The sequence below is a fragment of the Solibacillus cecembensis genome (assembly GCF_050272495.1).
GTDB lineage: Bacteria > Bacillota > Bacilli > Bacillales_A > Planococcaceae > Solibacillus > Solibacillus cecembensis.
Map to the genome: position 1 here is coordinate 1 of NZ_JBNNMF010000014.1, position 11,954 is coordinate 11,954.

12 protein-coding genes are annotated in these 11,954 nt (G+C 36.1%); 5 read left to right on the top strand and 7 right to left on the bottom strand.

Annotated features, from left to right (window positions below; translation table 11 throughout):
- Window positions 1–660: 660 nt before the first annotated feature.
- Complete coding sequence (locus ACQKIH_RS13240) at window positions 661–813, bottom strand: YpzG family protein (protein ID WP_083493577.1); 153 nt, start codon at window positions 811–813, stop codon at window positions 661–663.
- Between the two features lie 329 nt (window positions 814–1,142).
- On the opposite strand from ACQKIH_RS13240, the gene ACQKIH_RS13245 reads away from it, so the two are divergent.
- A complete protein-coding gene (locus ACQKIH_RS13245; protein ID WP_427766713.1) occupies window positions 1,143–1,448 on the top strand; it encodes a DUF3243 domain-containing protein in 306 nt (101 codons plus the stop codon).
- A 666-nt stretch (window positions 1,449–2,114) separates the two neighbouring features.
- On the opposite strand, the gene ACQKIH_RS13250 is transcribed toward ACQKIH_RS13245, so the two are convergent.
- From ACQKIH_RS13250 to ACQKIH_RS13275, 6 genes are all read right to left on the bottom strand, one after another.
- Window positions 2,115–3,086 (bottom strand): ABC transporter ATP-binding protein, encoded by a 972-nt coding sequence (locus tag ACQKIH_RS13250; protein ID WP_427766715.1) that lies wholly within the window; start codon window positions 3,084–3,086, stop codon window positions 2,115–2,117.
- Window positions 3,083–4,066 carry an ABC transporter ATP-binding protein gene (locus tag ACQKIH_RS13255; protein ID WP_427766717.1) on the bottom strand — a complete coding sequence of 328 codons (984 nt, stop codon included), beginning with the start codon at window positions 4,064–4,066 and terminating at the stop codon, window positions 3,083–3,085. The genes ACQKIH_RS13250 and ACQKIH_RS13255 overlap by 4 nt, the downstream gene beginning before the upstream one ends.
- A gap of 8 nt (window positions 4,067–4,074) precedes the next feature.
- Complete coding sequence (opp4C, locus tag ACQKIH_RS13260) at window positions 4,075–4,992, bottom strand: oligopeptide ABC transporter permease (RefSeq protein WP_057982766.1); 918 nt, start codon at window positions 4,990–4,992, stop codon at window positions 4,075–4,077.
- Between the two features lie 27 nt (window positions 4,993–5,019).
- Window positions 5,020–5,979: an ABC transporter permease gene (locus ACQKIH_RS13265; protein WP_057982764.1), complete on the bottom strand. Its 960-nt coding sequence runs from the start codon at window positions 5,977–5,979 to the stop codon at window positions 5,020–5,022.
- Window positions 5,980–6,061: 82 nt separating this feature from the next.
- Window positions 6,062–7,795 (bottom strand): ABC transporter substrate-binding protein, encoded by a 1,734-nt coding sequence (locus ACQKIH_RS13270; RefSeq protein ID WP_427766721.1) that lies wholly within the window; start codon window positions 7,793–7,795, stop codon window positions 6,062–6,064.
- A 714-nt stretch (window positions 7,796–8,509) separates the two neighbouring features.
- A complete protein-coding gene (locus tag ACQKIH_RS13275) occupies window positions 8,510–8,902 on the bottom strand; it encodes a carboxymuconolactone decarboxylase family protein (RefSeq protein WP_427766723.1) in 393 nt (130 codons plus the stop codon).
- A gap of 205 nt (window positions 8,903–9,107) precedes the next feature.
- On the opposite strand from ACQKIH_RS13275, the gene ACQKIH_RS13280 reads away from it, so the two are divergent.
- The 4 genes from ACQKIH_RS13280 (at window position 9,108) to ACQKIH_RS13295 (ending at window position 11,667) form a co-directional block, all read left to right on the top strand.
- Window positions 9,108–9,428, top strand: coding sequence for a PadR family transcriptional regulator (locus tag ACQKIH_RS13280; protein ID WP_057982758.1), 321 nt, complete (start codon window positions 9,108–9,110; stop codon window positions 9,426–9,428).
- Window positions 9,421–10,020 (top strand): DUF1700 domain-containing protein, encoded by a 600-nt coding sequence (locus ACQKIH_RS13285; protein ID WP_427766727.1) that lies wholly within the window; start codon window positions 9,421–9,423, stop codon window positions 10,018–10,020. Before ACQKIH_RS13280 ends, ACQKIH_RS13285 begins: the two co-directional genes overlap by 8 nt.
- On the top strand, window positions 10,020–10,853 hold the full coding sequence (locus tag ACQKIH_RS13290) for a DUF4097 family beta strand repeat-containing protein (RefSeq protein WP_427766729.1): 834 nt from the start codon (window positions 10,020–10,022) through the stop codon (window positions 10,851–10,853). Before ACQKIH_RS13285 ends, ACQKIH_RS13290 begins: the two co-directional genes overlap by 1 nt.
- A 199-nt stretch (window positions 10,854–11,052) precedes the next feature.
- Window positions 11,053–11,667, top strand: coding sequence for a hypothetical protein (locus ACQKIH_RS13295; protein ID WP_427766732.1), 615 nt, complete (start codon window positions 11,053–11,055; stop codon window positions 11,665–11,667).
- Window positions 11,668–11,954 lie beyond the last annotated feature (287 nt).

An 11,954-nucleotide genomic window follows, 5' to 3' on the forward strand; every position in this document is an offset into this window, starting at 1 on the left:
TCGAAGGGGTTCATTTTACACACATCCTTTTTCTTTTTCATAACTATACCCAAATAGTAAAGAACAAAAACATTCACCGATTTTGCGTAAGAACCAATTGATATACGACTTAAATATAAATATGTGACAAACAAATACTAAAGTCCTAAAATAACACTTATTTAAAAATATGTAGTATATCAAAATCGACAAGTTGCATATATGCCCTATTTTTAGTTCAGATGAAAGTTTTCGATGTACAACGAAAATAAAATCAATTTATTTTTAAAGTGTTAAAAACTTGAAAAACAAAGGGTAATTGATGGAAGCAGCAAATAAATCAAAGTTCTTTTTAGAGGAGCATGAGCACATTCAGATTCTTTCAATTGATTTGAGCAAAGGAAAAAAAGGAAGAAAATATGCATCCTTTTCAAGGAAATCGAGCAGTTTTTAGCCTGTTTAATTCAAAAACCAACATATCTTTTGTCCTATCTATTTTATTTTGAAACGTATTCAATGGAATAAAACGGCTTAAATTTGAGTAGTTTTTGGCTCTTTTTCGTTTATTCTCGTTCGAATTAATGCATTATGCCCCTCATTTATTTAGTGGAAAACTTAAAAGAAATACAAAAAGCCCAGAAATAAATTCTGGGCTCGACCACACTTATTGCTTCTAGCTGACTAAAACTGTCGGGCTTTCGCTTCACTTCTCAAGAGACGGTTATGCAGAGAAATTTCTGTTTCACCATTTACTTGAGATTTTGCATGCTTCATCCTTGTCCAGTTACGGCGGATCTTTCGAGATTTTGGGTCTAACTCATTAGGCCTACTCATGTCGCATCCTCCTCATCAAATTAGATTCCTTAAGTGAAATCCATATTAATATGGCTTTTTCTAAAATTGTTATGCATGCTTTATGTAAATTTCCATGAAACCTTCTATGTTTTATCACGTTACTATTCGAACAATACCTCGACCTTGTTCAACACATAAGTATTGATCACCGTTTAGGGTCATTAAGGAAACTTGTAAATGAAGTTCCTTTCTATATCACAATCCAAACACGATATACCTTTTTTTACCAATTTAAATTTTACCATGTTTATTTAATTTAAATAAGCGCAATATATATGCGTACAACAAAAAAAGGGGTGTTATTTTTTATGGATATGAAGGATAAAGTACAAAAAGAACTGTCGAAAATTGATGGTGAAGAGAAAGATCAGATTTTAGAGAATTTCAATCGATTCAAACAATATCTATCAGAAAAAGTCGAGCTAGGCGAAAATTTGGGCTTAAGTGAAGAAAAGCTTGCGAAAACGACCGAGTTAGTAGCTAATTATCTTGCTAAGCACGAAGAACCTCGAAATCGGGAAGAAAATCTTTTAATGGAGCTTTGGAAATCCGGAACAAAAGAAGAGCAGCATACACTTGCACATATGCTTTTAAAAATGGTGAGGACAGCCTAATCTCACTAAAACACCCGCTTTTTTTAAAGAACCGTATACACTGAACTGCACCCCCAATTGTTATTTAAATTCCGACAATTGGGGGTGCTTTTTGGTTTTTAAATTTATTGCTTATGACATAATGTGGCTTGTAATACTTCAATGTAACTTACTAAGTCAAAGTTAAGTGAATATCTCCATATCGTATTTTTCCGATTCAAGTTGAACATACCGACCAAAATTGATTCAAAAAAATAGACCCAGAATAATTCTGGGTCTAAGTACACTTACTGCCTACAATTGACTATAACTGGTTCTTTTCAGCTTCAAATATCAAGCAATAACTAGTCAGAGAAACCTCTGTTTAACCATGCCTGTAATATAAAAGAAGCTTACTCATTGTTCAGTTGTGGCGGACTGTCCTGAGATTCTTGGTCCACTGGCTTTGAATTACTCATGATGCATCCTCCTCATCAAATTAGATGAATAAGCGGTACAAAATTAAGTATGTGGAGTTTTCACACAATCAATACATGTATTAAAATTTTTTTCAAAATGATGTAAACTTTAATTGAACACGACCACTGATTACTCAAATTCATTATTATTTCGGAATAATTAATGCATTTTACACCGTGGAAAACCTATGTCCGGGACTAATTGTAATACTGCTCCTCCTTCGACTAATTAAACTAAATGACATGCGACAAAGTGCCCCTTTTCTACCTCTTTAAATTCTGGTACTTCTATTTTGCAACTGTCAATTGCATACGGACATCTAGTATGAAATTTACATCCACTTGGCGGTTTGGAGGGATTTGGAATATCTCCTTTTAAAATAATTCTTTCACGTTTTAAAGTAGGATTTGGAATAGGCACGGCCGATATTAGTGCTTTTGTGTAAGGGTGCAATGGATTACTATACAGTTGATCTCGGCTCCCTAACTCCATCATTGTCCCTAAATATAAAACGCCAATATGGGAACATAAATGCTCTACAACACTTAAATCATGCGATATAAAGAGAAAAGTTATATTTTTTTGACGTTGTAATTTGCTAAATAAATTTATTATTTGGGCTTGAATAGAGACATCTAAAGCTGAAACTGGTTCATCTGCAACGATAAAATCTGGCTGTAGGATAATAGCTCTTGCTATACCGATACGCTGGCGTTGTCCACCACTAAATTCATGCGGATAGCGATTCATTTGATCCTTAGATAATCCGCAAATTTCCATAACTTCCTTCACTTTTTCTTCAACCACATGTTTTTCACATAATTCATGATCCAACAACGCTTCACCTATTGCATCGCCAACACGAAGACGAGGATTTAAGGAACTGTATGGGTCTTGAAAAATAAATTGGATTTTAGGGCGTAAATCGCGTAATTCTTTTTTAGACATTTGATGCAAGTTTTTTCCGTCAAATAGTACTTCTCCATCAGTTATTGACTGCAAACGTAAAATACTTTTTCCAATAGTACTTTTTCCACTTCCTGACTCGCCTACTAGACCAAATGTTTCACCTCGATTAATAGAAAAACTAACATTGTCTACCGCTTTTACAATACTTGCATTACGCTTAAAGAAACGATCCGATTCCCCAAAATATTTTTTCAAATTTTTCACTTCAATTAATGGTGTTTGACCTTTCATACAATGGACACCTCTTTATATAGCCAGCAAGCGACTTGCTGTTCATTGTCAAACGTCTGTATACTTGGTGTTTCTTCCTTACAAATGGACATGCAATGCTCGCAGCGCTCACTGAAAAAACATGAAGGTTTTAAAGTTGCTAAGTTCGGTACTTGGCCTGGAATCGTATACAATTCTTCTTGACGTTGACCAATTACTGGTTTTGCCTTTAATAAGCCTTGCGTGTACGGATGTTTGGGATTTTCGAATAACTCTACTACGGGGCCTTCTTCAATCACTTTCCCTGCATACATAACAATGACATAGTCTGCAACTTCAGCTACAACACCTAAATCATGTGTAATCAATAACATAGACATTTCTCTTTGCTCTTTTAATGAGCGCAACAAATCTAATATTTGCGCTTGAATTGTCACATCTAAAGCTGTAGTTGGTTCGTCTGCAATCAGTAATTCTGGTGAACATGAAAGTGCAATCGCAATCATAATGCGTTGTAGCATGCCTCCGCTTAATTGATGCGGGAAAGAATCGAAAATTTCTTCTGACCGTCCAATTCCTACTAGTTTTATTAATTCTAGCGCTCTTCTTTTAGCTTCTTTTTTAGAAATAATTTCGTGTTCCATTATAGGCTCCATAATTTGACTACCTATTGTGAGCACAGGATTTAGCGAAGTCATCGGCTCTTGGAAAATCATCGAAATGTCATTTCCACGAAGTTGACGTAACTCATGCTTTTTTATATTCAATAAATCTACACGATTAAAAAAAATCTCGCCATTTTTTACTGCACCAGCTCCTGGATCAATTAATCCCATAATAGACATAGCTACTGCGCTTTTGCCACAGCCTGATTCGCCTACTAAACACACCGTTTGGCCTTTCGGGATCGAAAAACTTACTTCATTTACCGCACTAATTACACCATCGCCAGTATGATATTGTGTTAAAAGGTTTTTGACCTCTAAAACTGTAGTTGTCATTACAGCATCTACCTCCTTTTCATGTTCGGATCAATAGCGTCCCGCAGTCCGTCTCCTAATAAGTTAATACTAATAACAGTAAAGAATATTGCTAAACCTGGAGGAATCCATAGCCAAGGCCTTTTTTGAAAGTCTATTAATGAGTTAGCCGAGGTGATCATATTTCCCCATGATGCATCTGGTGGAACAACACCTAATCCGAAGAAGCTTAGTGTTGATTCGCTTAATATCGCTCCCCCCACACTTAATGTACCTGACACGATTAAAAGTGGAATAATATTCGGTAGCAAATGTTTAAATAATTTGCGCACATCTCGCAAACCTAGCGCCTCTGTTGCTTGCATAAATTGTCGCTCACTTAAACTTAAAATTTGACTTCGGACTAAACGCGCTAAGCCTGGCCATCCAACGATACTAAGCATTAGCATAACAATATAAATTCGGTATTCTGTAGGCACTTTCCATTCCGACAAAATGGCTGCCATAATAAATAACAAAGGCAATCCTGGTAATGTCATTAATACATCAGCTATTCTCATAAATATTTGGTCGACAATCCCTCGGTAAAAGCCTGAAATAATTCCGAGCAAACCACCGATAGTAACCGACATAATCATGGCCCCCAGCCCAACTAAAAGCGAAATCCGTCCTGCTAACATTAAACGCGTTAACACATCACGTCCTAATTTGTCGGTCCCTAACCAATGCTCGAGGCTTGGTGGTTGATTAATATTCGTCGGATTAACACCTAAATTTATATATGGTGAAAAAAATGGACCAATAAATGAAAACATGAAAATAAACAATAAAAATGCTAAACCTAGTAGCGGCATTTTCATCTTTAGCAAACGCCTAATTACTTGACCCCATAGCGAGGTCTTTGTAGGCTTTTTAATTTTTTTTATAATTATCGCACTGTTTTCCATTTGCTCAACTCCTAGCCTTTATCCCCTTTATTTTCGTACTCTTACACGCGGATCTGCAATACCATAGAAAATATCCGCTAATAAATTACTCATTACAGTTATTAATGCAATAAATATTGTGAAGCCCATTAATAGAGGATAGTCACGAATCGAGAAAGCTTGCATATAAACTGCACCTATTCCTGGCCAATTAAAAATTTGCTCTGTAATAATAGCTCCCCCAAACAGTGCAGGTAATTCAAAACTAAAGAGTGTTATTGCGGGTAATAATGCGTTTCTTAGACCATGTTTAAAAATGACAACTCGCTCCTTTAAACCTTTCGCACGAGCTGTCCGTATAAAGTCTTGCTTAATCACTTCGAGCATATTTGTGCGGAAATAGCGTGTAAGTCCTCCAATTCCTAACATCGTTAAAACGAGAACCGGTAAAACCATATGCTCCGCTACATCTTTTATATATTCCCAACCAGTAAGATTACTACCAGTAGCAATCATTCCACCCGCTGGCAGCCATCCTAAATCAACTGCAAATATTTTAATAACAATAAGGCCTAAAAAGAATGATGGTGTTGCCATCGCAGCAAATACAACGACTGTAATCAATGTATCAAATAGGGAGTATTGTCTAACCGCCGACATAATACCGATTAAAATTGCAATGACCCACGTTAGAATTAAAGATGCTAAAGCAACTATAAAAGAGCTCCATATGTAATTCCCAATGACTTCACCAACCGGTAACTGAAATTGGAGTGAATAACCTAAATCGCCTTTCAGTAAATTGCCTAACCAAATAAAGTAACGAATAAAAACGGGTTCATTATAACCATGTAGTTCATATAATTCCGCTTTTCTTTCAGCAGTTAAATTGGGATCCGCATCAATAAAGTTTCCTGGAACTAATGAATATAAAAAGAATATTAAAATAGAAGCACCAAATAACGTTGGAATCATATAAAAAAGTCTTTTTAATATATATCCCTTCATCCACTCATCCCCTTCTTTCAAAATAAAAAAGAGAGACGTATCACAATTTAATACGGATACGTCTTCATCAATCTAAATTCCATTACTCCGCTAATTTTAAATTACGTAAGCTTGTAGCAATGCCACGATAACCATTTGGCGTAAAGCCATCAATACGGGCATTTGCGCCACTTAACACTTTCGTATATGACATATAAATGACAGGTGGATTTTCCTCTAATGCTTTGTATAATTCATAGAATTTTGCCGTGCGCTCTGCAATATCATTTGTTGCAACCGTTGCTTCAATTAAAGCGTCGATTTCTTTATTCCCATAACCTTTAATAATTGTCGAGTTACTTTGCGTATGGAAGCTCTCAATACCATTGTATGGGTCCGTTAACATTGTCGTTGAGAATGAAGCTAAGTCATGGTCTCCCTTTTCAACACGGGCTAGTAATGCATTAAAGTCCATTTGCTCAATTTGTAAATCAATGCCGATCGCTTTGTAATTCTCTTTAGCAATCGGAATTAATGTATCCCCTAAACCGCCCGAAGTTGTGAAGTAATACACTGTTAATTTTTTGCCGTCTTTTTCACGAATACCATCTGCTCCGATAGTCCAACCTGCTTGTTCTAATAGGGCTTTTGCTTTCTCTGGATCATACGTAGTTGTTCCAATTTCATCTGTATATGCCCAAGAACTTGGAGAAACTGGAATGTTCGCTACTTGAGCAAAGCCTTGATAATGTGTTGTAATAATCGTTTGGCGGTCAAGTCCTATAGAGAAAGCTTGACGCACTTTTGGATCTTTAAAAATATCTTTCTTATGGTTAAACACCATGTATCCATAAGCCGATGAAGTATAAATATTAATGTCTGCAAAACCTAATGTTTGTAAAAACTCAAAATTATCTTGGTTGGCTGTTAATGCACTGTAATCCAATTCACCTGTTTGGAAAAATTGCTGTGCATCACCAACTGTTGTTTTATATATAAATTGTTTTGCCTTAGGGGCACCACCGTAATAATGTTCATTTGCCTCATAGCGAATTTCTTGTCCCGGTAAGTAAGCTACAAAGCGATAAGGCCCCGCTCCAATTGGTTTTTGATGTAACTCATTTAAGTATTCTAAATTACCTTTTATATAACCGTTACCATAATAGTCTTTCTTCAAAACTGATCCACCTAGTAAATGTAAAGTACGTGCATTTACTTTATCAGTTGTAATTTCAATCGTCTGTTCATCAATTACTTTTATCCCTGAAATGCTAGTAGCCTCGCCACTTTTATAATCTAAGCCACCAACAATGCTCGCTTCAGTAATATCCGTCCCCCCTGCATAACTTGGATCATGTAAAAGCGTTAAAGTAAACTCAATATCCGCTGCTGTTAACGGCGTTCCATCATCAAACTTTAAACCGTCTCGTAAAGTGAAAGTATAGACAAAGCCATCCTCTGAAATATTCCATTTCTCAGCTAAACCTGGCACTGTCTCCCCTTTTTCATTAATGTCTATTACCGGCTCAAACATTACGGATTGTACATTCCCATCGTAACCACTTGAATTGAAATAAGGTGTGAATACTCCTCCTGGTTCTTGTAAACCTACAACCACTGTATCACCACGTTTTACAGCAGTATCTGGTGAAGCAGCAGGATCCTCAGCTTTAATTACTGTGTCTTCGAAAATATTCCCTTGACTATTTTCTGTTTGTTCAACTGAATCATCATCACTATTCGATCCTCCATTAGAATCTGTTGCTCCATTACATGCAACTAAAAGTGCAGAAACACCAACAACCCCTAAAATTTGTACTAATTTTTTCAAACTCATAAAATAATCCCCTTCTCTCTGTGAAATCGTTCTTACAAACATTACTTACCCTATAAAGTTACTAGGATTAATAAGTAAAAAAATTTTCTCCATCTAATTAATGCTCTGTCTCTAAAACGGATTCCAATTTTTACTAATGTTAGTATATATATTAAATCTTACAAAATCAATAGGAATTATACAATTAAATAAAAAAAGGAAAAAACATTCATGTTCCTCTCCCTTTAGATTCTCAAAATTCTTTAACAAAACAAAAAATAGACCCAGAATAATTCTGGGTCCGAGTACACTTACTGCTTACAACTGTTCGTTTCAGCTTCAAATATCAAGCAATAACTAGTCAGAGGTATCTCTGTTTAACCATGCCTGTAATATAAATGAAGCTTACTCATTGTTCAGTTGTGGCGGACTGTCCTGAGATTCTTGGTCCACTGGCTTCGAATTACTCATGATGCATCCTCCTCATCAAATTAGATGAATAAGTGTTACATAAATAAGTATGTGCAGCTTTCAAACAATCGATACATGTATTATCAATTATGCCTCGGCGTAATTGCGTCCAAACTTTTTCGAACCCGCTCTTTTAGGGAAGTTTGCCTAAGTTCGTCGCGTCCATGCGACAACGGCTAACTGACCTGCATCACGCAGGCCTCCCTAAAAAACCTGTGACATCCGCCGGGGATGAATGCTGAATCATGTTAAATTTTTTTCATGCTATTTCGGCACAGTCAACTGCTTCTCCTGAAACACTTGTTGTGCAATGATTAACGCATTTTGCACCCGTGGAAAACCTATGTACGGGACTAATTGTAATAGGGCCTCGACAATTTCTGTAGGTGTTAAACCTGCATGCAAACCGCGCGTAATATGCGTTTTCGTTTGCGGTTCTGCACCTTGTGTGATTACCGCCGTAATGACAACAAGTGCACGACTTTTAGCATCCAATCCCGGTCGCGAATACACTTCCCCATAAGCAAACTCGATAATCATTTTGCGTAAATCTGGTGCAATATCTGCCAAAGCATCATGCTCTACCATACGTGTAGCCTCTTCTTCTGTGACATATTGTTGAATTGTTTCAATGCCCTTTATAAAACGCTGATTCATTTCAATTGTCCCCTTTCAAATTTTATTAAATACGTCATTCTTTATTTATTCGAGGTTACATATATATTAACCTTTATAATTATTCCCCCTTGTAAAAATTTAGAAAATAATTGACAAAACAATACTATACGCCATATAATATCTATATACTATACAACGTATAATATAAAACCTTATATAAGGATAGGATTGTGAGGTGGATAAGATGACGTTTCAACTAGGTTCAGCTTTACTGGATGCCTGTGTACTTTCTATATTAGAAAAGGAAGATGCTTACGGATATTCTCTGACGCAGGAAGTCCAATCCGTTATGGATATTTCGGAGTCGACACTATATCCTGTATTGCGACGCTTGCAAAAAGCTGATTTTTTAATTACGTACGATCAGCCGTTTCAAGGAAGAAACAGACGCTACTATCAAATTACGGGACTAGGGCGCCTACGCTTATTGGAACTTCTAACCGAATGGAAAATTTATAAAGAAAAAGTAGACAGTGTACTATTAGGAGGGAATTTAGATGGATAAAGCGGGCTATTTAAAAAGTCTACGAAGTAAATTACACCGACTGCCAGCGCAAGAAATTGATGCTGCGCTTATTTATTATGAAGAATATTTTGATGAAGCAGGAGAAGAAAACGAGCAGCAAGTCATTGAGCAGCTAGGTCCGCCTTCGCAAGTGGCTGCACAAATAGTAGCCGACTTTACAATTAAAGATTTAGATACGACACCACCTTCTACGAAAAAGAATATGTCGGCGATTTGGCTTATCATCCTTGCAATACTTTCAGCACCACTTTCATTACCACTTCTTGCTGTAGCAATGGCGCTCATCATATCAGTTGGTGCAGTCGTTTTTAGCTTTGTAGTTGCAATTATAGCTATTGTTGGTGGAGTTTTACTTAGTGGGATTTTCACGCTCATTTCAGGTTTATTTATTATGACAAATCATTGGCCGACCGCACTATTATTTATTGGTTTTGGATTGATTACTTCTGGCATTGGCGCCTTGATTTCACCTGCCACAATCCGTCTTATTAAAAGAACGGGTGTTGTATGTGTAGAAAGTTTAGCTAAATTATTTCAGAAGATTACACGGAAACGAAAGGAGAATTTCTAATGACCAATCGTTATAAAATAATTGCAAGTAGTATAATTGTAATCGGTATTTTATTTACCATTATTGGTTTTGCCTCTGGTGGACACTGGTATATTTTAAAAGACAATTCCGGTTTTTACGTACCAAACAATCAAACACTTGTGCCCAAATCATACGAACTTGGGACATTTAAAAATATAAACATTTCAAATGAACATGCGGATATTGACATACTGCCATCCGATTCCTTTTCTATGGAAGTAACCGCTTTTGAACCAACAGATGTAACGTATGATGTGAAAGGCGATACGTTAACAGTGAAGTCCAACAACAATAAAGACAATGCTATGACAATCGGTTTTGGACCATTTAAATCGCCATCGATTAAAATTTATGTCCCTCAAGATACAGTGCTATCGAACATTACAATAGATTCTAGCTTCGGGGATGTAAACTTGCAAAGTATAAAGTATGAACAGTTCCAACTGGATGTGAGTTACGGAGATATTTCTTTCAAAAAAATTGATGCAGGCCAAACAGAAATCACTAGCGCCTTTGGAGATAAATCGTTTCACCAATTTTCAAGTGAGCGTTTAATCGTTAATAGCGAGTATGGCGATATTGACGTCGCTGGTGAATTAAACGGGAAAACGACGATTAATTCTAGCTTTGGAGATGTAGATCTTCAGTTAAGTAACACGAAAAGTGACATTGGATACGACCTGAGCACAAGTTTTGGTGACCTCACAGTAAACAATGAAGATTATGGAACGAAAAATTCTCAACTGCACGATGGAGAAAATCAGCTTGAAGTTAAGGTCACTCAAGGTGATCTTGAGCTATCTTTAAAATAAACATACCAAAGAGGCATCCGCTAAAATTGGCTAGCCTGTAAGCCCGTTATTAAATAACGCATCTATATGATTAGCACTTCCAAGTACTTTAAACGTATAGGTTTTAAGGAGGTGCTTTTCTTATGTTGCAAATAAAATTAACTGTTTTTATTATCAAAGCGGGAGAGCAGTTTTTACGATCAATAAGGAGAGATTTTTAATGTCTAATAAGAAAGTATATATACTTCTAACAGATACAGGTTCAATATTTGCCAAAACAATAAAATTATACACAAGTGAGCCATATAATCATGCATCCATTTCCTTTGACGGAAATCTTACACAATTGTATAGCTTTGGAAGAAAATATCCAACAAATCCATTCATCGGGGGATTTGTTAAAGAAAATATAAATGAAGGTTTATTTTTAAATGCTACTTGTGCAGTTTATAGTCTAACGATTAAAAAGGCAGACTATTACAAAATGAAGCAATATATAGATACAATAGAAGCTCAAAAGGAGCATTACCAATATAACTTAATGGGATTATTTTCTATTCTATTCAATAAACAATTGAATAGAAAAAATGCCTTTTTTTGCTCGGAGTTCGTTGCATCTGTGTTAAAACAAGGTGAGGGCATAGAATTTAATACGCCACCTTCACTTGTAAAACCCTGTGATTTGTATGATGCAGCAAATTTTGAACTGGTGTTTCAAGGTAGGCTACGGGATTATAATAAAGAAACTATACACCGACCTAATTTAAGTAAGATTTGCTCTCCGCATACCTTAGTTTCGGCTAGCTGGTCAGAAACAGGTGCCTTTCACTCTTAGCGATTTAACGATAAATACAGCTACTTGGTAAACCTGTAATATACAAAGACGCACTTTTCGGTACGCACTACAAATAGCCAATTATCCAAAGTTTCTTGGATAGTTGGTTATTTTACTATGTTTCTTGAATATATGCGTAATTTGATTATGGGCTTACAATAGCCCCTTCTTTTTTACCTCACATACCTGAAATTTGCTTTACATAGAATGATTGCTAAAAAATACATCTACCTGCCCATTGTTTTCATTTTTCTAATAGTGTACGATATACACTATAAAGAAAACGG

Bases quoted from the DNA above. Each gene is read 5' to 3' on its own strand.
- ACQKIH_RS13240 (WP_083493577.1), bottom strand. From the start codon at position 813: ATGAGTAGGCCTAATGAGTTAGACCCAAAATCTCGAAAGATCCGCCGT.
- ACQKIH_RS13245 (WP_427766713.1), top strand. From the start codon at position 1,143: ATGGATATGAAGGATAAAGTACAAAAAGAACTGTCGAAAATTGATGGT.
- ACQKIH_RS13250 (WP_427766715.1), bottom strand. From the start codon at position 3,086: ATGAAAGGTCAAACACCATTAATTGAAGTGAAAAATTTGAAAAAATAT.
- ACQKIH_RS13255 (WP_427766717.1), bottom strand. From the start codon at position 4,066: ATGACAACTACAGTTTTAGAGGTCAAAAACCTTTTAACACAATATCAT.
- opp4C (WP_057982766.1), bottom strand. From the start codon at position 4,992: ATGGAAAACAGTGCGATAATTATAAAAAAAATTAAAAAGCCTACAAAG.
- ACQKIH_RS13265 (WP_057982764.1), bottom strand. From the start codon at position 5,979: ATGAAGGGATATATATTAAAAAGACTTTTTTATATGATTCCAACGTTA.
- ACQKIH_RS13270 (WP_427766721.1), bottom strand. From the start codon at position 7,795: ATGAGTTTGAAAAAATTAGTACAAATTTTAGGGGTTGTTGGTGTTTCT.
- ACQKIH_RS13275 (WP_427766723.1), bottom strand. From the start codon at position 8,902: ATGAATCAGCGTTTTATAAAGGGCATTGAAACAATTCAACAATATGTC.
- ACQKIH_RS13280 (WP_057982758.1), top strand. From the start codon at position 9,108: ATGACGTTTCAACTAGGTTCAGCTTTACTGGATGCCTGTGTACTTTCT.
- ACQKIH_RS13285 (WP_427766727.1), top strand. From the start codon at position 9,421: ATGGATAAAGCGGGCTATTTAAAAAGTCTACGAAGTAAATTACACCGA.
- ACQKIH_RS13290 (WP_427766729.1), top strand. From the start codon at position 10,020: ATGACCAATCGTTATAAAATAATTGCAAGTAGTATAATTGTAATCGGT.
- ACQKIH_RS13295 (WP_427766732.1), top strand. From the start codon at position 11,053: ATGTCTAATAAGAAAGTATATATACTTCTAACAGATACAGGTTCAATA.